Consider the following 19,432-nt stretch of genomic DNA (forward strand, 5'->3'; position numbering starts at 1 on the left):
CCCCCCCCGCCCCCCCCCCCCCCCCCCCCCCCCCCCCCCCGCCGCCGCAGTCGGCGGACCCAGGTACGCGGCCCTCGTGCCGGGCGTGCGTCCGGGCGGGCCGGGAGGGCCGCCCGAGCCGGGCGCCACGGCTCGTCCGGCGACTCGAAGGGCAGCCTGCGTTCGGCCTGGACGCGGGTCTCCTGATGCGCTTCGTAGGAGGTGACGCGAAACGCCTCCTCGTAGGAGGCCAGGGCGGCGGCGACCGCGTGCCCGGCGACACCGCGGCGCCGGATCACACGAGCCAGCCAGCCGAACGCGCCCATGATCGCGGCCAGTACGGCCGCCAGGATCAGGCAGCCCAGCACGTCATCCACGGACCACACCCTACGATGGGGCCCTTCCGGGCGCGTCGCTGTCCACGGACCGCTTTATCGGCCGATAAAGTCAGTCGAAGCGGGCTTGGAACGGGCCCGGGGCCGGACGCGACGGCGGAGGGAGGGCCGGGATGCTGGCGGTGGACGTGCGGCAGGCACTGCGCGACGGGCGCACCGTCGAGGAGAGCGCGGCCCGGGCCTGGCGCTTCTCGTCCCGGACGGTCGCCCAGCACGGGGACTTCTTGCTGGCGTTCGTCGACGGAGGGGTCTGCGTCGGAGCGTTCGAGATCCGCGGCAGCCGCACCGACGACCGGAGCGGCGGCAAGTACGTGTTCGACCTGGCACCCGCGGGACGCTTCCGGTGGGCGCTGGGCCGCAGGCTTCCGCTGCCCCCGGGGCGCAACCCGGCCCGTATCCTCACGGGGCAGCACCTGCGCGAGTTCCTCGACGCGGAACCCCGTCGTGTCCCCGGAACCGGCCAGGACTGAAGCAGTGAAGGAGCCCACCGCCGCATGGCCAGCACGTCCGATCCCGTCGATGCCCTCCTCAAGCCGGGGCCGCGGCGGACCCGCCTGCCCGAGCCCGCCGAACGCTCCCGGCTGCGCACCGAGTACGGCCTGACCCAGGCGGAGGTCGCCGAGGCGCTCGACGTGACCCGGACGACCGTGGCCGGCTGGGAGGCCGGCCGCAGCGAGCCGCAGGGTGCCACCCGTGCCGCGTACGCCAAGCTCCTGGACGGGATCGCAGCGCAGCTCGGCGCCACGGCTCCCACACCCGTGCCCAAGTCCGCACCCGTGCCCAAGTCCGCGCCTGTTCCGGAGTGCGCGCCTGTTCCGGCGGCCGTCACCAGGCCCGCCCCTGCCGTCGCGCGGAGGGAAGCGGCACCCGCGCCCGCCGCGGCGGATCCGCGCTTCGCCCACGGCCCCCTCGCCGTGCTGGACGGTGACGGCACCGCCTACTGCGCCGGCGGCCTCGTGCTGCCGTGCCCGGCGACCGACGTCCCGTCGCTCGTCGAGTGGACCCTCACCAAGGCGAAGCTCGGTGCGCCGCGCCTGCACCGCAACGGCAAGGACGCCGACCCGCTGATCGTCCTGACCGCCGCGGCCGCCGAACGCCTCGGCCTGCCCGCCGTCCTGGAGGACCGCAGGGCCCTGCGGCTGCCCGCGGACCACGACGTCGTACGGCGGATCGCCCGCGCCAAGTGGCAGCTCACCCGGCGCGGATTCGGCCCCTGGGCCCGCGTCTACCGCCCGGCGCAGGACGGCAGGCGCCAGTGCGTGCAACTCGCCGTCCTGTCGTGGGGCGCCCTCGACACCCGTTCCTGGGGCGACGCCGAACACCTGCCGCCCCCCGAACTCGCCCAGTTGCTCGCGGACTACGCGCAACGCGTCATCACCCCGCGCGGCTCCACCGCCGTGAGCGGTCTGGAGCTGATGACCGCCCTGCGTCCGCCGACCCGCGCCGTCAGGGACGAGGCGACCGGCGCCTGGGTCTCCGGACCGAACCCCGGCGCCCTCACACAGCCCGTGGACCCGGCACCCCCCGAGGCCCCCGACGAACACCCCGTCGTGGCCTCGCTGTTCGCACGCGGACACCGCCGCACCCCGGACGAGGTCCTCGACGAGGAGGCCTTCGAGTGGATCCGGGACCCGCAACTGCTCACCGACCACGAGTGCGCCCGGAAGTTCGCGGTCGGGATCGACGTCAACATGGCCTTCGCCGCCGCGGCGAACCGCCTCAACGTCGGCCTCGGCGCCGCGGTCCACGTCCGCGCACCGCAGTTCGACAAGGCGCTGCCCGGGTCCTGGCTCGTCGACCTCTCGCACATCGACGTCGACCCGCGCCTGCCGAACCCCTTCACCCCCGACGGCGCCCGCCCCGAGGGCCCGGCCTGGTACGCCACCCCCACCGTGGCCTATGCCGTCGAACTCGGCCACGAGGTGCGCCCGACGGAGGCGTACGTCCGTCCCGAGCACGGTGCGTACCTCGACGCCTGGTACGGCCGCCTGCGCGACGCCTACATGACCACCATGGCCGAACTCGGCGTCGTCCCCGGCATGCCCGAGGCCGACTTCATCGCGGCGATGGAACAGCACAAGCAGGCCGACCCGGCGCGCGCCGCCCTCCTCTCGGCCGTCAAGGCCACCGTCAAGGGCGGCATCGGCAAGCTCCGCGAACGCCCCCAGGGCGCCGGCTACCGTCCGGGGGAACGCTGGCCCGCCCTCGACCGCCCCACCTGGCGCCCCGACATCCGCGCCGCCGTCATCGCCACCGCGCGCGTCAACATGCACCGCAAGATGGTCAGGTTCGCCGGCGCGGGCCTCTTCCCGGTGGCTGTGCTCTCCGACTGCGCCGTGTACCTGTCGGACGGTCCCGGTCCGCTGGACTTCCTGCCGCGCACCCCGGAGGGCAAGCCGCTGCCCGGCGGTTTCCGGCTCGGCGTCTCGCCCGGGATGGTCAAGCACGAAGGCACGCAGTCCCTCATGTGGGCCGTGGAGTTGCTCGAGGACGGCCACAACCCCGCCCGCCACATCAAGGGCGGCGACGCCGCACTCGACGGAGAGTAGGAGAGCCCGGTGGGCATGCTCGGCGACGGCCTCGACAAGGCCACGGCGAAGACCCTCACACGGCCCGTGCCCAAGTCGGCGCAGGCCCAGATGCGGTTCCTGGTCAAGCAGGAGAAAGGCACCAGGGCCGTCGCCGCCCTGCTCGGCGTCTCGCAGCGCACCGTCGAGCGCTACCTGACCGGCCAGATCAAACGGCCCCGCAAGGACCTCGCCGGCCGCCTCGAGGACGAGGTCCGCAGGCGGTGGCAGCCCCGGGTCCGCGAGCGCGCCCGCCGACGCGCCGCCACCACCGGCGGCATCGTCATCGAGACCCGTGCCCGCTTCGGCTTCACGGCCGCCCCGGGCTCCACCGACGACGCCCGCGTCCGCCTCGTCACCCAGGCCCTGCCCCCCGACTTCGCCGCCCGCCTCTTCGCCGCCCAGTCCACGGGCGCCGGCGAGGACCAACTGCGCGCCATCGCGGCGGAGGGCCTCCAGGAGATCTACTTCAAGGACCGTGGCCGACGCGCCCAGGGATTGCAGGTCGACTTCACCGACATCGACTACGTCGAGTTCGAGTTCTGATCCCGCGTCCCGAACGCTGACGCACCGCCTCTTATGACTGAGCGCTTTATTTGGCGAGTGAGCGTGTGAGTTGGCGAGTTGAGTGGGCGGCGTCGGCGGCTCGGGTGAGCCGGGCGGCGTAGGCGTCGAGAAGCGGCTTCATCTGCTGGTAGAAGGGGACCTTGTTCTGCCGGAACCAGCGACCGATGGTGAACCGGTCCTGGTCCATGCAGCGTCGAGCTCGGGGTCGTTTCGGGCTTCGGCCGGTTGTGGGGCAAATTGGGTTTCGCCGTGTGTGACCTGGGTCCAGATGCCGGCGACGGCCGTGGATCTTGACGAAGTGAGCGGGCAGAAGGCGATGGTAGAGGCTCGCGTCCGGGATCTGCAGAGCGATCCCGTCGCGGGCCGCCGCTGTGGCGAACAGAGTGTTCGGGCTGTGCCGACCGTCGGGGTCCCAGGCGGGCGCATACTGGTCCAACCTGCGGTTTTGCCAGATCCCCACGATCCAGGTAGCCAGCAGATGCTCCATCTCGTCCAGGGTCCAGACCGCGTCGCCCTCCGGGTCGGCACCCCGGTCGGCAACATCCCGCCCGCGGTAGCCGAGAAGCAGTTCCAGCAGCAGCGACTGGATCCCCAAGAACGCGCGTTCGCAGGCCGCCTTGTCCTGAGCTCGCATCGCCCTCGCCGGCAGCACCACCGTCCCCAGCGTGCGGGCGACCTGCACCAGGTGGTGGTTCTTGTAGACGCTGCCGTGATCGCTGGTCACCGTCTCGGGCGCGAAGAACGGCCGTCCGGCGACCGGATGGCCGGCGATCTTGTGGTGCCCCCGCAGCACCGGGGTGAGGCGGCCGTCCGCCAGCCCCATGATTCCCTGCTCAGGCCAGGCGGCAGACCACCGTTGCAGCGTGCGCTCGCTGACCTGCCCCGGACCCAGCTGACGGGCGTCGTGCGGGTGCAGAGCCTTCAGCTCGGCCACCTTCGGCCGCCGCCGCTCGGTCAGCGTGGTCCGCTCCGGTTCGTACTCGGGCCGGGGCTCACCCTCCTGGGGCCAGTGCCGGCTGCCGCTGCGGAAGCCGCTCTCGGCCTCCAGGAAGTGGGCCACCCTTAGCCGGAGCCGCCTCTGGTCATCCATCACGGCCTCCCGCCGGATAGACCCAGGCCGCATCCCGAACGGCAGAGCCAGGTCGACGGCCATCCGCCGGTGCCAGAGGAGATGGACCGCGTGCGTGCGGGCCACCGCCGGAACGTGTGTCTGATCCACCAGCTCCGCGAACCGCCACGGACGCTGGCCAACCGCAGCCAGCAGATGCCGCTCAAGCCCGAGCGGATCGGCCATCGGACGGCGCCGCACCGACAACGCGTCGATCCCCACCAGCACCTGCCGGCGCCAGCCGGTCACCACCATGTAGCGCCAGCCTGCGGCGGCCGCCACCTGCGCTCCCGCCGCGAACCGCACCTCGTCCTCCTCGACGATCAGGCCCCCGGGACGCACGTCCACCAGCCACGAGGCTCCCGCCGCGAGCATGAGGAAGTCCGGAATATGCGAGCCCTTGCCCTGCGAGGAGAGAAACCGCAGACGGAACGGCTGGGACAGCACCTCGTCGAACCCGCCGACGAAGTCCAGGACCAGCAGCAGCCAGCGTTCGGCCAGACTCTCGAAGCCGTGCTGCCGACCGGTCGTCACCAGGCACTCCAAACCGGGCCGGTGACGCTGACCGGTCCGCCAGGAGAACCGCCGCACCGGCACCGATGCCATCGCCGGCCCTGCCGACAGGTCCTTCACCGGGACGATGACATCGGACTTCCCGACCTTCCACGTCACCGTCCACGTACGCGACCATCCCGGCCCCAGATCCAGGCACTCGGTGGCCCGCTCGGGCAGCGCGTATGGCAGCGCAAGGTCGTCCAGCCGGCAGGCATGGGACCACACCGGCACCGGAATCTCGACGACCTGTACGTCACCCATGACGAGAGCACACCGCAGAGCACGCGCCGTACGCGGGGAAAGCCAAAACAACATCAACAACTGGGCCGTACCAGTACCCTGCTCAACAGCTCCGGTCTTGCGCGTACTGAGCCGCGTACCAACTGGAGTCGATGGCGGGGTTGCGCAGCGCCCCCCAGAATCGGTCGTCAGGTATCGGTGGCAGTGGCGGATTACCTAGGTCCGCATGCAGATCCGCACGCCAGTCGACAGTGAAGTGACTCCGGATCTCCGCGCTCTCGCACACGGACCTGTAGGGGGACCCCCAGATCCCGAGGGCTATCTTCTCCGCGGCCCACCTACGAATGCTGTCTCGGTCGGTGTCGGCCTGCGCGAGCACCGCGCGGAGTCGCAAGGCGAGCGGGCCGGTCTGGTCCGGCTGTGGCGGGGCCACACCGCGCTCCCAAGCGTCCAGGGCTGCCTTGACCTCCGGGTAGTTGTTCAGGCCCGTTTCGACCGCCAGTCTGCGCAGCTGCTTCCGCGCGGCGTCGACCACCCGCTCATGCGGCAGGATCGCGATCAGCGCACCGAGTTCCTCATGCCCGTCCAGGTGGCTCACGTGGAGCAGGTCGGTGGGACTGTAGGACAGGTCCAGCTCAGCTGCTCATCCGGTCCGGGAAGGGGCTCGTCGGCACTGCACTGTGGCCTGGCAGGCAGAGGCCCCTCCCAGAACAGCCGGCCGTTGAACGTGACGACACCAGCGTCCTGGCCGCGCTCAAGCTTGCCGGCCAATTCGGCCAGATACTCACCCAGCGAGTCGGCCTCCCCGAAACTGGTGCCGGTCTCGTCGAAGAACCGCCCGATCGCACCGAAGGAGTCCCGCCCAATACGGCAATCCATCAGAAGACCGTCCGACGTCACGTCGTATGAACCGAACTTCACGTAGTCGTGAAGCCAGTAGCCCTCGGTCTCCCCGTCGAGGCCTTGGTCGATGCCGCGCATGAACCCGGTGTCCCCGAGGATTCCGCTCACTCCGAGCAGCCGGTCGCCCGTGCTGAACCGGAAAGCCTCAGGTCCCTCCAACGCCCCGTTGTGCCGGAGGAGTGAAGCGACCAGGTCCGGAGGAAAGGTGACACCGAGTTTCTCTTGCGCTGCCGCGATCTCGTCGTCCCCTGCGGGCGGCCGTAGCGTGGCGAAAGTGCGGGGTGCGTGCTCGCGCAGCCACGCGTCGATGCGAGTCCATGAGGCCTGGACCAGGTCTGCTGTCATAGGGCTGACCCTAAAGTCCGCCACTGACAGTTTGATCGTCGCTCATACGTCTTGTCCGCCGTGGTGGCGTTCAGGCCAGCAAATGCGAGTGGCCCCTTGTCCCGGCTCACCAAGCCGTCGACACCGGATGTTCCGGTCACCGACTCACGTGCTCACTCGCCAGGTGAAGCGCTCAGTCACACCTCTGTGACGGGGTAATCAGGCAGGCGAGTCGACGCCATGCCGAGAATCGCCCAGGCCGTACCGGATGCCCGCTGCGCCCGTTTCCGTGGCCCGCGTAGCGCTAGCATCAAGCCCCATGATCGTATGGCTCAACGGCACCCATGGCGCGGGCAAGACGACGACCAGTGCGCTCGTACAACAGCTGATCCCGGATTCACGGGTGTTCGACGCCGAGAAGGTCGGCGAGACGCTCATGGACATCGCGCCAGGGCTGCCAGGGACGGACAACTTCCAGCACTGGCCGCCGTGGCGGCCGCTCGTCGTCGAGACCGCCCGCCGCGTACTCGACTACACCGGCGGCACCCTGGTGATGCCCATGACCGTCCTGGTCGAGCAGTACTGGCGCGAGATCACCGCGGGCCTGGCCCAATATGCCATCCCGGTACGGCACTTCGTCCTCCACGCCGACCAGGACACCCTCCGCGGGCGCATCGAGGGGGACACCGTGATGGGCCCCTCCCCGTTCCGGTTCAAGTACCTTGAGCCCTACGCCGAGGCGGCCCGTACCTGGTTGCACGCCGAGGCCGAGGTCGTCGACACCACGCACCTCACGCCCGCCCAGGCCGCTCTGCGGATCGCGGAGGCCGTCAAGAGCTGAGGCGCCGGCGCACCTGTTCGTCGGGCGCACTCGCACGCGACGGACGTGCCATCGCCGCCGGCGACCGGGACGGACCGGCGGCCGCCGCGCTCGTCATCTGCCGGTCCTCGTCCGCGCGGAGTTCGGCGACGACCGAGGGCGGCAGCGCCGGATGGCCCGCCGCAGCGCGCCTTGCCCGTTCGTCAGCCAGGCATGTGATCGACGCCGCGGCCGTCGTGTGCCGGTGCCGGGCGATCAGGCGCAGCGCCTCGCCGGCCGTCGCCGGGCCGGGAGCCTCCGTACGGCCGGGTTCGGCGAGGCGAGGAGTTCCGCGATCTCGATGGGGGCGGCCGAGGCGATGTGCGGCGGCTCGCCCGGACCGATCCGGGCGTCGGCCGATGCCGGACGTCCGGGGGTGGCCGGGTGCTGCGCGAGCCGTCGCCGGACGTCATGGTCGCTGTCGACGGCCGGGCTCAGGACCGGCGGGCGTCGTTGGTCGCCGGGGTCTCATGTCGCCATGGAGAAGCGCCGGCACACGTGCACCCGGCTGAACTCCGTGCGCAGGCGGGCCTCGTCCTCCAGCTTCGCGTGCAGGAAGGCGGCCATGAGGCGCAGGCCGGGGCGCGGGGTGAGGATCGCGCGGTCCGGTTCGCCGGGTGCGGTGTACTGGTGGGCGTGGACGTGCAGGTAGTGGTCGCCCTCCGCGAAGCCCATGGCGCGGTACCAGGCGAGGGTGCCCGGGTCGTCACGGGTCCAGGCGTCGAGGGTCGTCGCGCCGCGTTCGCGGGCCTCGGCGCGGGTGCGGTGCAGCAGGGCGCGGCCGAGGCCGCGGTGCTGGTGGTCGGGGTGGACGGCGACGGTGTCGATCGTCGCCAGGGCGGCGTCGACAACGGTGTCCATGATGCCGACGACCGTCCCCGAGGTGTCGACGGCGACGAGTTCCAGGCCGGGGGCCGGGATCGGTGGTTTGGCGCGGTCGACGTCGTCGTAGTAGGCGGTGCCAAGGAACGAGAGCACCCTGCAGCGCAGCCAGGAGGTCTCGTCGGCCGGGGTGTACTCACGCAGCGTGTAGGTCACGTACCGGAACCTCGTGTGCCGTGGACGGATGACGCACGTGATGGTGTCCGGCCGGGCGACGCCGTGCAAGGCGTTTTCGTGCCCACACACGCCGTCCCCGTCGCACGACGGTGCGACGGGGACGGCGCGGTCCGGGGGACGGGGTGTGTTACGCCGGTCAGGCGCGGTGGTACTGAACCGGGGTGTCGACCTTGCCCCCCAGCGCGGTGGCCGCGTGGCGCGCCCAGTACGGGTCGCGCAGCAGCTCGCGGCCGAGGAGGACGGCGTCGGCGCTGCCGGAGCCGACGATGGCCTGCGCCTGGTCCGGCTCGGTGATGAGGCCGACGGCGGCGACGGGCATACCGGTCTCGTTGCGGACGCGCTCGGCGAACGGCACCTGGTAGTCGGGCACGGCGACGATCTTGGCGTTCGGGGCGTTGCCGCCCGTGGAGACGTCCATCAGGTCCACGCCGCGGGCCTGCAGCTCCTTGGCGAGGCGAACGGTGTCGTCGGCGGTCCAGCCCTCGCGGTCGTCGTCGGCGTTCTCGCTCAGCCAGTCGGTCGCGGAGATGCGGAAGAAGACCGGGAGGTCCTGCGGCCACACGGCACGGACCGCGTCGACGACCTCCAGCGCGAAGCGGGTGCGGCCCGCGAAGTCCCCGCCGTAGCCGTCGGTGCGGTGGTTGCTGTGCGGGGAAAGGAACTGGTTGATGAGGTATCCGTGGGCCCCGTGGATCTCGGCGACCTGGAAGCCGGCGTCAAGGGCGCGCCGGGCGGCGTCGGCGAAGGCGGCCACGACGCGGCCGATCTGCTCGGTGCTGAGCTCCTCCGGCGTGGTGGAGCCGGTGTCGAACGGGACGGCGCTCGGGCCGGCGGGCGTCCAGCCGTGCTGCTCGCCTGGGGCGATGGGGGCGCCGCGGTCGACCCAGGTCCGCTCGGTGGAGGCCTTGCGCCCGGCGTGGGCGAGCTGGATGCCGGGCACGGTGCCCTGGGACTTCAGGAACGCGGTGATCCGCCGGAAGGCCTCGACCTGCGTGTCGTTCCAGATACCGAGGTCGTACGGGCTGATCCGGCCCTCCGGGACGACCGCGGTCGCCTCGGTGATGATCAGTCCGGTGCCGCCGGTGGCCCGCGCCGCGAGGTGCGCGAAGTGCCAGTCGTTCGGGACGCCCGCCTGCTCGCCGTCCGGCGCGGCGCTGTACTGGCACATGGCGGCCATCCAGATGCGGTTCGGAATGGTCAGCGACCGGAGGGTGAAGGGCTCGAACAGGGTGGTGGTCACGAAGCTGTCTCCTCTGGGGGCGGTCGGGGCCGGGCCGCGCGGCGTCGAGTCGGTTCATCGTTCATGCGCCTGCGCCTTACAGGCTGAGTCAATAATTGCACACGCGGATTAATTCCCGCACGCCGAACGGTCGGCGATTCATGGAAGGCGCCGATATTAAGCGTTTGCATTAGCCAGCGTCTGCAAGTAATATAAGTTCCCGCAAGGCGCTCCGGCGTGGCGCACGCCTCGCCCGGGCGCACCTCCCGCGGACACCGGGGCCGGCCCCGGCATCCCGGAGGCAATCCCCTCACAGCGCGGCCACGCGGCGGAGTACCCCGCGCACCCCCGCGCACGGTCGTCGAAAGGCACCATCATGTCGCTCAAGGAACTCATCCCCGGCCGTCTCGGCTTCGGTACCGCCCCCCTCGGTAACATGTTCCGCGCCATCCCCGAGGAGGAGGTGAGCGCGACCCTGGAGGCCGCCTGGGACCAGGGCATCCGCTTCTACGACACGGCGCCCTTCTACGGCGCGGGTCTCGCGGAGCTGCGGCTCGGCGAGCTGCTCTCGCGGCGGCCCCGCGACGAGTATGTGCTGGCCACCAAGGTCGGGCGGGTCGTCCTGGACGAGCCCGAGCCGGGCGCCCGCGACCTCGGCGAGAAGGGCGGGCTGTTCGAGCACGGCCGTCCGAACGCGATGCTCCACGAGTGGACCGCCGACGCCACCGAGCGGTCGATCGAGGGCAGCCTCAAGCGCCTCGGCGTGGACCGCCTGGACATCGTCTGGGTGCACGACATCGCCCAGGACTTCCACGGCGACCTCTGGCTGAGCAAGTTCGAGGAGGCCCGCACCGGTGCCTTCCGCGTGCTGTCCCGGCTCCGCGACGAGGGCGTCATCAAGGCCTGGGGCCTCGGCGTGAACCGGGTCGAGCCCATCGAGCTGACGCTCGACCTGGACGAGCCGCGGCCCGACGGCTTCCTGCTCGCCGGCCGCTACACGCTGCTGGACCACGCGCGCCCGCTGGAGCGGCTGCTGCCCGAGGCGCAGGAGCAGGGCGTCGGCATGGTCGTCGGCGGCCCATACAGCTCCGGCGTCCTCGCCGGCGGCACCCACTTCGAGTACCAGGACGCGCCCCCGGAGATCGTCGAGCGCGTACGGCGCATCAGGGAGCTCACCGAGCGTCACGGGGTGAGCGTCAAGGCCGCGGCCCTGCAGTTCTCCCTCGCGCACCCGGTGGCCGTCGCGGCCGTCCCCGGCGCGACCAAGCCGGGCCGCATCGCCGAGGACATCGCCGCGCTGCAGGAGGACGTCCCGGCCGCCTTCTGGGCCGATCTGCGTGCCTCCGGCCTCGTCAGCCCCGCCGCGCCGCTCCCGAACGGCGCCTGAACCGCTCCCGCCCCACCCCGCCCCCCACCACAAGCCAAGGAGGAAGACCATGGCGTCCACTTCGATCAGCCGTGTCGTACCCGCGTCGCCCGAACGTGTCTGGAACCTGATCGGCGGCTTCCACGCGCTGCCCGACTGGCTCCCGTTCATCCCCGAGAGCACCCCGCTGGAGGGCGGACGGGCGCGCGGCCTCCGCACTCCCGAAGGCGACGTGATCGTGGAACGCATGGTGGCGTTCAGCGAAGCCGAGCGCCACTACGCGTACGCGATCCTGGAGGCGCCCTTCCCCGTGACCGGGTACGTCTCCGACCTTCGGGTCCACGCCGTACCCGGGCAGCCTGAGGTCTCGGAAGTCGTGTGGAGCGGCCGGTTCGTTCCCGACGGCGCCGACGAGGCGGAGGTGGTCGAGCTGTTCTCCGGCATCTACCGCGACGGCCTCGAAGCGCTCCACGCCACGCTCACGGGCTGAACGCGTGCCGGCGCTCCCCCCTACCTGACCACGCCCGAGGACGGGGCCCGTACCGCGAAGCAGATCCGCGGCGCCGAGTTCATCGAGATGAAGGAGATCGGGCACTTCCCGATGAGCGAGAACTACCCGCGCTTCGCCGGATACCTCAAGCAGGCGCTCAGGCGGATCGAGGAGCGCACCGCTTCGTGAGCCCCGCAGGCCGCCCGCCGGACCGCCCGCCGGGCCGCGGGGTGCGGTCGGCGGCCCGGCCGACGGGACGGCCCCGGCCTTTGACGGTCAGTTGAAGGCGTCGGGGTCCGGGCCGATGCGGGTGCCGTTGTCAAGGGCGGTGATCGCCGCGACGTCGGCGTCGGAGAGCGCGAAGTCGAAGACGTCGATGTTCTGGCGGATTCGCTCGGGGGTCACCGACTTGGGGATGACCACGTTGCCGAGCTGCAGGTGCCAGCGCAGGATCACCTGGGCCGGGGTCCTGCCCAGGCGGCCCGCGATGCCGGTGATGACCGGGTCCTTCAGGACGGCGCCCTGGGCGAGCGGGCTCCACGCCTCCGTGGCGATGCCGTGCCGGGCGTGGAAGGCGCGCAGCTCGGCCTGCTGGAGCTGGGGGTGCAGCTCCACCTGGTTGACGGCGGGCACGACGTCGCTGTTGTCGATGAGGCGCTGCAGGTGCGCGGGCCGGAAGTTGGAGACGCCGATGGCGCGGGCCCGGCCCTCGGCGTGGATCTTCTCGAAGGCGCGCCAGGTGTCCAGGTACGTGTCGCGGGCCGGGGCCGGCCAGTGGATCAGGTAGAGGTCCACGTGGTCGAGGCCGAGCTTGGCGAGGGAGGCGTCGAAGGCGGCGAGGGTGCTGTCGTAGCCCTGGTCGCCGTTCCACAGCTTGGTGGTGACGAAGAGTTCGTCGCGGGCGATGCCGGAGGCGGCGAGGGCCTGGCCGACGCCGGCCTCGTTGCCGTAGATCGCCGCGGTGTCGATGCTGCGGTAACCGCTCTCCAGGGCCGAGGTGACGGCGGCCGCGGTCTCGGCGTCGGGCACCTGGAAGACGCCGAAGCCGAGCTGCGGCATGGTGACGCCGTTGTTCAGCGTGATGTCCGGGGGGGTGGTCATGGTGCTGATCCTTTCGCGTCGCGGTCGGCGACGGGCGCCGGTGCGAGTGCGTACGGGTGAACGTCCCGGGAGGGGCGGGGACGCGCCCTTCCCGTGCTCCACGGCCACGCTAATTGCATGCGCAGTTAATTGCAAGCGCCGTATAGCTTCGTGCGCGGATGGTCCGCGTCAGGAAGCCGGGACCTTCGCGCCCTGCAGGTCCTCCACCGCCTTGACCAGAGGGGCGAGCTCCGGGACGAGTGCCGCCTCGTCCATCGCGGCACGCAGGGCGGTGTTGTTCGTCGGTCGTGCCTCCTCCAGCAGCTTCAGGCCGGCCTCGGTCACGTCCGTGTAGATGCCGCGCCGGTCGGTGGGGCAGAGGTAGCGGGCCAGCAGGCCGCGGTCCTCCAGCCGGGTGACCAGGCGGGTCGTGGCCGACTGGCTGAGCACCACCGCGTCGGCGACCTGGCGCATCTGCAGGTGGCCGCCCTCGCCGTCGTGCTGCCGGCTCAGGACGTCGAGCAGGGAGTACTCGCGCACGCTCAGGTCGTGGTGGGTCTGCAACTGCTTCTCGATCCGCCCCTCGATCCGTCCGTGCAGCAGTGACAGGGCGTGCCACCCCTGGGCGAGGGCGGTCAGAGCCGGATCGGTGGCGGTCATCGAAGTCCCCTTCGTGTGGCGGCTGCGGGCGAAGGCTGTTCGCCGTCACTGGCCATGGTAAGCCGCCACCCGAAGATGTCCAGCGTTTGACGTTATCGCGCGTATGCAATTATTGTTTGCGCCTGTTAGATGCCGCTGCAACATCTGGAAGGTCTCTGCCATGCCTCTCGCGCTCCTGGCCCTCGCCATCGGGGCCTTCGGGATCGGAACCACCGAATTCGTGATCATGGGTCTGCTGCCGGAGGTCGCCACCGACTTCGGGGTCTCCGTCCCTACCGCCGGCCTGCTCGTGACCGGCTATGGTCTCGGTGTGATGACCGGCGCGCCGATCATGACGCTGCTCGGCACCAAGGTGTCCCGCAAGAACATGCTGATGCTGCTCATGGGCCTGTTCGTGCTCGGCAACCTGGCCTCCGCCCTGGCGCCCTCCTTCGCCGTGATGATGGCGGGGCGGATCCTCGCGTCCTTCACCCACGGCGCCTTCTTCGGCATCGGCTCGGTCGTCGCCGCCGAACTGGTGGCCCCGGAGAAGAAGGCGCGCGCGATCTCGATGATGTTCGCCGGCCTCACCGTGGCCAATGTGATCGGTGTCCCTTTGGGCACCTTCATCGGTCAGAGCGCCGGGTGGCGTGTGACCTTCTTCGTCGTCGCGGGCCTCGGAGTCGTCGGCCTGGCCGGCATCCTCAAGCTGGTGCCCGACGTGCCGAAGCCGCAGGGTGTGCGCCTCCGCCACGAACTGGGCGCCTTCCGCAACGTCCAGGTCCTGCTGGCCATGGCGATGACGGTGCTCGGCTTCGGCGGCGTCTTCGCGGCCATCACGTACATCGCGCCGATGATGACCGAGGTGACCGGGTTCGCCGACTCCTCCATCACCTGGCTGCTGGTCCTCTTCGGCGTCGGCATGGTCGTCGGCAACCTGGTCGGCGGCAGGTACGCCGACCGTGCCCTGATGCCGATGCTCTACACGGCGCTGGGCGCCCTGGCCGCGGTGCTGGCGCTGTTCACCCTCACCGCGCACAACGAGGTCACGGCGGGCGCGACGATCCTCCTCATCGGCGCCCTGGGCTTCGCGACCGTGCCGCCGCTGCAGAAGCGGGTCCTGGACCAGGCGTCCGGTGCCCCCACCCTGGCCTCGGCCGTCAACATCGGTGCCTTCAACCTGGGCAACGCCCTGTCCGCCTGGCTCGGCGGGGTCGTCATCGCCGCGGGTTTCGGCTACACCTCGCCGAACCTCGTCGGGGCGGTCCTGACCGCCTCCGCGCTCGTGCTCGCGGTCCTCTCCGCGGCACTGGAGAAGGGCCGCGGCGGCCGGCGCAGCCGCGTCGTCACCGGGGCCGCGCCCGCCGGGGAGCCGGCCCTCACCTCCCGGCACTGACCGCGGGGGCGGGGACGCCGGCAATGCCGGTCCCCGCCCACACCGCACCCGACGACGGTCCCCGCCATGACCAGCACCGCCCTCACCCGCCTCACCGGGCCGCACCGGCGGCTCACCTGCCCCGCTTCCCCGGCCGCTGACCCGGCGCCGCGCCTGTCGCCGGCGCGCGACGCCGGTGAGCCGGTGGGCCCGGTCGGCGAGCGCGGCGGTCAGCGGCGCCGGGGACTGCGGCCCGGCGGTTGCTCCGGGGCCGTACGCGGGGGCAGGGCCGGCACCTTGCGCGTCTGAGGGCGGTCGATGGCGACGGTGAACAGGTCGTCGTAGTGGCGCAACTCCAGCGGCTCCCCTTCCAGCAGGGTGTACGTCGCCGCGGCACCGGTGATCTCCACCTTGAGCCGCCGCCCCAGCACCTGCACCGTGAAGGCGAGCCGTCGCAGCTTCTCCGGCAGCCGGGGGGCGAAGGCGGCGCAGCCGTAGCGGTACCGCATGCCGCCGAAGCCGCCGACCAGGGCGGCCCAGGTGCCGGCGAGGGAGGCGATGTGCAGGCCGTCGCGGGTGTTGTTCTCCAGGTCGTGCAGGTCCATGAGCGCCGCCTCGCCCAGGTAGTCGTAGGCGAGGCGCAGGTGCCCGACCTCGGCGGCCATGATCGCCTGCGTCGACGCCGACAGGGACGAGTCCCTTACCGTCAGCGGCTCGTAGTAGGCGAAGTTCCTGGCCTTCTGCTCTTCGCTGAAGGCCTGCGGCTGCTTGACCATGGCCAGTACGAGGTCCGCCTGCTTGACCACCTGCCTGCGGTACAGGTCGAAGTAGGGGAAGTGCAGCATCAGCGGGTACTGGTCGGGCCGCGTGGAGACGAAGTCCCACGCCTGGTGCCGGGTGAAGCCCGCCGACTGCTCGTGGACGCCGAGCGCCCTGTCGTACGGGACCGTCATGGCCGCGGCCGCGTCCCGCCAGGCTGCCGTCTCCTCGTCGTCGACGCCGAGGGCCGCGCCCTCCTTGGTGTGGCGTTCGACCATGTCGGCGGCGGCGCGCAGGTTCGCCTGGGCCATGAGGTTGGTGTAGACGTTGTCGTCCGCGATGGCGCTGTACTCGTCGGGCCCGGTGACACCGTCGATGTGGAAGTTCCCGTGCGGATCGTGGTGGCCGAGGGAGTGCCACATGCGGGCGGTCTCCACCAGGATCTCCACGCCCGTCTCGCGTTCGAAGTCCTCGTCGCCGGTGAGGGAGACATAGCGGATGACCGCGTCGGCAATGTCCGCGTTGATGTGGAAGGCGGCCGTTCCCGCAGGCCAGTAGCCCGAGCCCTCCGAGCCGTCGATGGTGCGCCACGGGAAGGCGGCGCCCTTGAGGCCGAGCTGGCGGGCGCGTTCCCGGGCGGCGGGCAGCGTGGCCTGGCGCCAGCGCAGGGCCTCCGCGACGGAGTCCGGCGAGGTCAGGGTGAGCAGCGGAAGGACGAAGGTCTCGGTGTCCCAGAAGGAGTGCCCGTCGTAGCCGGAGCCCGTCAGTCCCTTCGACGGGATCGCCCGCTGCTCGGCACGCGCGCCCGCCTGCAGGACGTGGAACATGGCGAAGCGCACCGCCTGCTGGATCTCGGCGTCGCCGTCGATCTCCACGTCCGCCCGCGCCCAGAACGCGTCGAGGTAGTCGCGCTGCTCGTCGCACAGCCCCTGCCAGCCGGTGCTGCGGGCGCCCGCGAGCGCCGCCTCCACCTGGTCGCGCACGGCGGGCAGCGAACGGACCTGGGACCAGCTGTAGGCGACCATCTTCTCCAGGCGCAGCTTCTCCCCGGCCGCCAGGGAGCTGGTCACGGTGAGCCGGCTGGTGTCGTCGCTGCTCTCGCTGAAGCTCCGGGTCGACGGCGGTCCCTCCACGGTGTGGTCGGCCGCCACAGCGACCCGCAGCCCGGTGACCGAGGTGGAGTGCACCAGGCGCAGACGGTTGTCCAGGCCCAGGTTCTCCTCCGGCTGCAGGGGGGACTCCAGCACGGCCGAGACCCGGGGGTCGCCCGACGTTGTCGGCAGCTGCTCGTTGGCCACCAGCTCGGACTGCACGACCAGCCGCACGTCGTCCACGGCCTCCACCTCGTACACCACCGCGGCGATGGACCGCTGGGTGAGCGAGACCAGGCGGGTCGAGGTCACCCGGATGGTGCAGCCGGCTGGGGAGGTCCACTCGCAGGTGCGGCGCAGAACCCCGGCGCGCAGGTCCAGGACGCGCTCGTGCGAGACGAGCCGCCCGTAGCGCACGTCGAAGGGCTCGTCGTTGACGAGCAGCCGGATGATCTTGCCGTTGGTGACGTTGATGACGGTCTGGCCGGCCTCCGGGTAGCCGTAGCCCGCTTCCGCGTACGGCAGCGGGTGCCGTTCGTGGACACCGTTCAGATAGGAGCCGGGCAGACCGTGGGGCTCGCCCTCGTCGAGGTTGCCGCGCCAGCCGACGTGTCCGTTGGACAGGGCGAACACCGACTCGCTCTGGGCGAGCACATCGAGGTCCAGTTCGGTCTCCCGCAGGCACCACGGTTCGACCACATAGGAGGAGTGGGTGATCACGCGTCCGCCTCCAGAAGTTCGGCGAGGTCCCGTACGACGATGTCGGCGCCGTGCGCGCGCAGCGCGTCGGCCTGGCCCACCCGGTCCACGCCCACGACGTACCCGAAGTGGCCGGAGCGGCCGGCGTCCATGCCGGCCAGCGCGTCCTCGAAGACCACCGCCGCCTTCGCCTCCAGCCCGAACTCGCGGGCCGCCTCCAGGAAGGTGTCGGGACGCGGTTTCCCGGGGAGCTTGCGCTCGGCGGCGACCACGCCGTCGATACGCACGTCGAAGAGGTTCTCGATGCCGACCGAGATCAGAATGTCGCGGCAGTTGGCGCTGGACGACACCACGGCCGTCCGCAGGCCGGCCGCGCGTACGGCCTTCACGTAGCGGACCGAGCCCGGATACGCCTCGACGCCCTCGGTGCGGATCTTCTCCAGCAGGATCGCGTTCTTGCGGTTGCCCACCCCGTGCACCGTGTCGCGCTCGGGCGGATCGTCCGCTGACCCCTCTGGCAGTTCGATGCCGCGCGAGGCGAGGAAGGACCGCACGCCGTCCGCGCGGGGACGGCCGTCGACGTACTCGTCGTAGTCGGCCACCTTGTCGAAGGGGCGGAAGTCCGCGCCCTCCCGGCGCCGCAGGAAGTCGTCGAACACCTCCTTCCAGGCGGCGGCATGCACGACCGCGGTCTTGGTCAGGACTCCGTCGAGATCGAACAGGCAGGCCCGGATGCCCTCCGGGAGACCGGTCTTCGTCATGCAACGCGCTTCCCCGCAGCGGACCGCCCGCATGCCTTCCGCGGCCATGGACCACCGGGACGCGGGAACAATCCGGGCCGGCGCGGGGTTGGACCACATGCGGGTGCCGTGAGTGGGCCAGTGACCCCGGGCCTCATCCCTTCGCCCGTGGGGACGATCGTCCGGCTGAAGCCCCACGGAGCCCCTTGCCGGGGGCGACCGCCACCGCGGCCCCGCATCGCCGGTGTACGCGGGTGCTCGCCGCCCTGCCCCACCTGCTCGAGCGCAAGGGCGCAGTGGTCCAGGTCTCCTCGACCTCGGGACGTACGGCGACCGCCGCGAAGTCCGGCGTCACCGCCTTCGCGGAGTCGCTCCGTCAGGAGGTCACCGAGCGGGGCGTGCGGGTCGTCGTTGTCGTACCCGGCTTCGTCTCGACCGAGCTGACCAGCCACATCACCAACCCGGCCATCCAGGCCATGGCGAAGACCGTGGCCGAGTCCATGCGGACCCTCCAGCCCGAGGACATCGCCGCCGCCGTCCCGTACGCAGTCACCCAGCCCGGCCACGTCGCGGTCAACGAACGAGATCCTGATCCGCCCCGCCCACCAGGCCCGCTGACCCCGCCCCACCGGCCCGCCCCAGCCCCCGTTGCGCACCGGGTGGACCGGAGTACGGGGGAGTGTCTCAGGACGTCTCCAGCGCCCCCAGCATGATGCGCTGCGTCTCGGCCAGGTACGCCCGGGCCGCCGTGCGGGCCGCGCTCGCGTCGCCGTGGCTGACGGCGGTGACGAGGGGTTCCAGGCGGGCGGCGGCCTCGGCCGGGTCGCGGAAGGGGGCGACGAGGCGGGAGCGCAGCGGCAGGTAGGCGGCGAAGAGGGTGTTGGTGAGGAGCACGTAGACGCGATTTCCCGTGGCCCGGGCGAGGGCGCGGTGGACCTCGGCGTCGGCCAGCTGCACGGCGTCAGGGTCGGCGGCAGCGGCGACGGCGTCCAGGAGGGTGCGCAGCCGGTCGCGTTGCCGGGGGGTTCCCCCGGCGGCGCGTTCGGCGATCAACGCACCCACTCCGGCGCGCACTTCGAAGATGTCGGCCAGCCATTCCGGATTGTGCCGTACGAGCATGGGCAGCAGGTCCGCGCCGCCGAGGCGCAGGTAGTCGCGGACCCGGGTGCCGACGCCGTGGCGGGTCTCCAGTAGGCCGGCCTGGGTGAGCCGGCCGAAGGCGTGTTTCACCGTGGTGCGGGTGACGCCGTAGCCCTCGGCGAGGCGGTGTTCGGGGGGCAGCAGGCTGCCTGCCGGGTGGGTGCCGCCCAGGATGTCCTCCTGCAGGCGGCGTTCCAGTACGTCGACGATGGTCTCGCGGGGCAGTGGCTCCACCGTGGTCGTCCTCTCGAAGCGGTCCGGCCCAAGCCCACCGAGCG

General features: G+C 71.6%; 19 protein-coding genes. 8 read left to right on the plus strand and 11 right to left on the minus strand.

From position 1 onward, the window contains the following. On the minus strand, positions 1 to 356 hold a 356-nt coding region (locus tag AC3EUJ_RS27610), incomplete at its 3' end, for a hypothetical protein (RefSeq protein ID WP_431965949.1). A gap of 131 nt (positions 357 to 487) precedes the next feature. Between AC3EUJ_RS27610 and AC3EUJ_RS27615 the strand changes: the two genes are divergently transcribed. The 3 genes from AC3EUJ_RS27615 to tpg are packed head-to-tail and all read left to right on the plus strand — an operon-like array spanning position 488 to position 3,487. Further along, positions 488 to 844, plus strand: coding sequence for a hypothetical protein (locus AC3EUJ_RS27615; RefSeq protein ID WP_431965951.1), 357 nt, complete (start codon positions 488 to 490; stop codon positions 842 to 844). A 24-nt stretch (positions 845 to 868) separates the two neighbouring features. Further along, positions 869 to 2,923: a telomere-associated protein Tap gene (tap, locus tag AC3EUJ_RS27620; RefSeq protein ID WP_431965953.1), complete on the plus strand. Its 2,055-nt coding sequence runs from the start codon at positions 869 to 871 to the stop codon at positions 2,921 to 2,923. A 15-nt stretch (positions 2,924 to 2,938) separates the two neighbouring features. Further along, entirely contained in the window at positions 2,939 to 3,487 is a 549-nt protein-coding gene (tpg, locus tag AC3EUJ_RS27625) for a telomere-protecting terminal protein Tpg (protein ID WP_431966057.1), read from the plus strand. A gap of 46 nt (positions 3,488 to 3,533) precedes the next feature. Here tpg and AC3EUJ_RS27630 read toward each other — a convergent pair whose 3' ends face one another. The 3 genes from AC3EUJ_RS27630 to AC3EUJ_RS27640 all read right to left on the minus strand — a co-directional run bounded on the left by AC3EUJ_RS27630 (position 3,534) and on the right by AC3EUJ_RS27640 (position 6,659). After that, the gene (locus tag AC3EUJ_RS27630) at positions 3,534 to 5,432 is read right to left on the minus strand and encodes a TnsA-like heteromeric transposase endonuclease subunit (RefSeq protein ID WP_431965955.1); all 1,899 of its coding nucleotides are present in this window, start codon (positions 5,430 to 5,432) and stop codon (positions 3,534 to 3,536) included. A gap of 82 nt (positions 5,433 to 5,514) precedes the next feature. Continuing rightward, positions 5,515 to 6,009: a hypothetical protein gene (locus AC3EUJ_RS27635; RefSeq protein WP_431965957.1), complete on the minus strand. Its 495-nt coding sequence runs from the start codon at positions 6,007 to 6,009 to the stop codon at positions 5,515 to 5,517. Further along, positions 6,006 to 6,659, minus strand: coding sequence for an SMI1/KNR4 family protein (locus AC3EUJ_RS27640; RefSeq protein ID WP_431965959.1), 654 nt, complete (start codon positions 6,657 to 6,659; stop codon positions 6,006 to 6,008). Before AC3EUJ_RS27640 ends, AC3EUJ_RS27635 begins: the two co-directional genes overlap by 4 nt. 298 nt (positions 6,660 to 6,957) lie before the next feature. On the opposite strand from AC3EUJ_RS27640, the gene AC3EUJ_RS27645 reads away from it, so the two are divergent. Further along, positions 6,958 to 7,479 (plus strand): AAA family ATPase, encoded by a 522-nt coding sequence (locus AC3EUJ_RS27645; protein ID WP_431965961.1) that lies wholly within the window; start codon positions 6,958 to 6,960, stop codon positions 7,477 to 7,479. 486 nt (positions 7,480 to 7,965) lie between these two features. Here the strand turns inward: AC3EUJ_RS27645 and AC3EUJ_RS27650 are convergent, their stop codons facing one another. Both AC3EUJ_RS27650 and AC3EUJ_RS27655 read right to left on the minus strand, forming a co-directional pair. Beyond that, positions 7,966 to 8,535 (minus strand): GNAT family N-acetyltransferase, encoded by a 570-nt coding sequence (locus AC3EUJ_RS27650; RefSeq protein ID WP_431965963.1) that lies wholly within the window; start codon positions 8,533 to 8,535, stop codon positions 7,966 to 7,968. 157 nt (positions 8,536 to 8,692) lie between these two features. Further along, a complete protein-coding gene (locus AC3EUJ_RS27655; protein ID WP_431965965.1) occupies positions 8,693 to 9,796 on the minus strand; it encodes an NADH:flavin oxidoreductase/NADH oxidase in 1,104 nt (367 codons plus the stop codon). Between the two features lie 355 nt (positions 9,797 to 10,151). Between AC3EUJ_RS27655 and AC3EUJ_RS27660 the strand changes: the two genes are divergently transcribed. Together AC3EUJ_RS27660 and AC3EUJ_RS27665 are read left to right on the plus strand one after the other, a co-directional pair. Then, positions 10,152 to 11,162 carry an aldo/keto reductase gene (locus AC3EUJ_RS27660; protein WP_431965967.1) on the plus strand — a complete coding sequence of 337 codons (1,011 nt, stop codon included), beginning with the start codon at positions 10,152 to 10,154 and terminating at the stop codon, positions 11,160 to 11,162. Between the two features lie 49 nt (positions 11,163 to 11,211). Next, the gene (locus AC3EUJ_RS27665; protein ID WP_431965969.1) at positions 11,212 to 11,631 is read left to right on the plus strand and encodes an SRPBCC family protein; all 420 of its coding nucleotides are present in this window, start codon (positions 11,212 to 11,214) and stop codon (positions 11,629 to 11,631) included. Between the two features lie 276 nt (positions 11,632 to 11,907). On the opposite strand, the gene AC3EUJ_RS27670 is transcribed toward AC3EUJ_RS27665, so the two are convergent. Together AC3EUJ_RS27670 and AC3EUJ_RS27675 are read right to left on the minus strand one after the other, a co-directional pair. Beyond that, entirely contained in the window at positions 11,908 to 12,732 is an 825-nt protein-coding gene (locus AC3EUJ_RS27670; RefSeq protein ID WP_431965971.1) for an aldo/keto reductase, read from the minus strand. Between the two features lie 168 nt (positions 12,733 to 12,900). Beyond that, positions 12,901 to 13,371, minus strand: a complete 471-nt coding sequence (locus AC3EUJ_RS27675; protein WP_431965973.1) for a MarR family winged helix-turn-helix transcriptional regulator — start codon at positions 13,369 to 13,371, stop codon at positions 12,901 to 12,903. A gap of 160 nt (positions 13,372 to 13,531) precedes the next feature. Between AC3EUJ_RS27675 and AC3EUJ_RS27680 the strand changes: the two genes are divergently transcribed. Next, positions 13,532 to 14,746, plus strand: a complete 1,215-nt coding sequence (locus tag AC3EUJ_RS27680; protein WP_431965975.1) for an MFS transporter — start codon at positions 13,532 to 13,534, stop codon at positions 14,744 to 14,746. A 209-nt stretch (positions 14,747 to 14,955) separates the two neighbouring features. Here AC3EUJ_RS27680 and AC3EUJ_RS27685 read toward each other — a convergent pair whose 3' ends face one another. Further along, positions 14,956 to 17,295: a glycoside hydrolase family 65 protein gene (locus AC3EUJ_RS27685; protein ID WP_431965977.1), complete on the minus strand. Its 2,340-nt coding sequence runs from the start codon at positions 17,293 to 17,295 to the stop codon at positions 14,956 to 14,958. Further along, positions 17,292 to 18,035, minus strand: a complete 744-nt coding sequence (locus AC3EUJ_RS27690) for an HAD family hydrolase (RefSeq protein WP_431965979.1) — start codon at positions 18,033 to 18,035, stop codon at positions 17,292 to 17,294. Before AC3EUJ_RS27690 ends, AC3EUJ_RS27685 begins: the two co-directional genes overlap by 4 nt. A 233-nt stretch (positions 18,036 to 18,268) precedes the next feature. On the opposite strand from AC3EUJ_RS27690, the gene AC3EUJ_RS27695 reads away from it, so the two are divergent. Beyond that, positions 18,269 to 18,727 carry an SDR family NAD(P)-dependent oxidoreductase gene (locus AC3EUJ_RS27695; RefSeq protein ID WP_431965981.1) on the plus strand — a complete coding sequence of 153 codons (459 nt, stop codon included), beginning with the start codon at positions 18,269 to 18,271 and terminating at the stop codon, positions 18,725 to 18,727. Here AC3EUJ_RS27695 and AC3EUJ_RS27700 read toward each other — a convergent pair. Then, positions 18,699 to 19,388, minus strand: a complete 690-nt coding sequence (locus AC3EUJ_RS27700) for a FadR/GntR family transcriptional regulator (protein ID WP_431965983.1) — start codon at positions 19,386 to 19,388, stop codon at positions 18,699 to 18,701. The genes AC3EUJ_RS27695 and AC3EUJ_RS27700 overlap by 29 nt on opposite strands. Positions 19,389 to 19,432: the final 44 nt, after the last annotated feature.

The sequence above is a fragment of the Actinacidiphila sp. bgisy160 genome (genome assembly GCF_057707815.1).

What these genes read in the sequence shown, in the direction of transcription:
- AC3EUJ_RS27675 (WP_431965973.1), bottom strand. Translation starts at nt 13,371, where the DNA reads ATGACCGCCACCGATCCGGCTCTGACCGCCCTCGCCCAGGGGTGGCAC.
- AC3EUJ_RS27680 (WP_431965975.1), top strand. Translation starts at nt 13,532, where the DNA reads ATGCCTCTCGCGCTCCTGGCCCTCGCCATCGGGGCCTTCGGGATCGGA.
- tpg (WP_431966057.1), top strand. Translation starts at nt 2,939, where the DNA reads ATGCTCGGCGACGGCCTCGACAAGGCCACGGCGAAGACCCTCACACGG.
- AC3EUJ_RS27630 (WP_431965955.1), bottom strand. Translation starts at nt 5,432, where the DNA reads ATGGGTGACGTACAGGTCGTCGAGATTCCGGTGCCGGTGTGGTCCCAT.
- AC3EUJ_RS27645 (WP_431965961.1), top strand. Translation starts at nt 6,958, where the DNA reads ATGATCGTATGGCTCAACGGCACCCATGGCGCGGGCAAGACGACGACC.
- AC3EUJ_RS27615 (WP_431965951.1), top strand. Translation starts at nt 488, where the DNA reads ATGCTGGCGGTGGACGTGCGGCAGGCACTGCGCGACGGGCGCACCGTC.
- AC3EUJ_RS27640 (WP_431965959.1), bottom strand. Translation starts at nt 6,659, where the DNA reads ATGACAGCAGACCTGGTCCAGGCCTCATGGACTCGCATCGACGCGTGG.
- AC3EUJ_RS27660 (WP_431965967.1), top strand. Translation starts at nt 10,152, where the DNA reads ATGTCGCTCAAGGAACTCATCCCCGGCCGTCTCGGCTTCGGTACCGCC.
- AC3EUJ_RS27665 (WP_431965969.1), top strand. Translation starts at nt 11,212, where the DNA reads ATGGCGTCCACTTCGATCAGCCGTGTCGTACCCGCGTCGCCCGAACGT.
- AC3EUJ_RS27690 (WP_431965979.1), bottom strand. Translation starts at nt 18,035, where the DNA reads ATGACGAAGACCGGTCTCCCGGAGGGCATCCGGGCCTGCCTGTTCGAT.
- AC3EUJ_RS27670 (WP_431965971.1), bottom strand. Translation starts at nt 12,732, where the DNA reads ATGACCACCCCCCCGGACATCACGCTGAACAACGGCGTCACCATGCCG.
- tap (WP_431965953.1), top strand. Translation starts at nt 869, where the DNA reads ATGGCCAGCACGTCCGATCCCGTCGATGCCCTCCTCAAGCCGGGGCCG.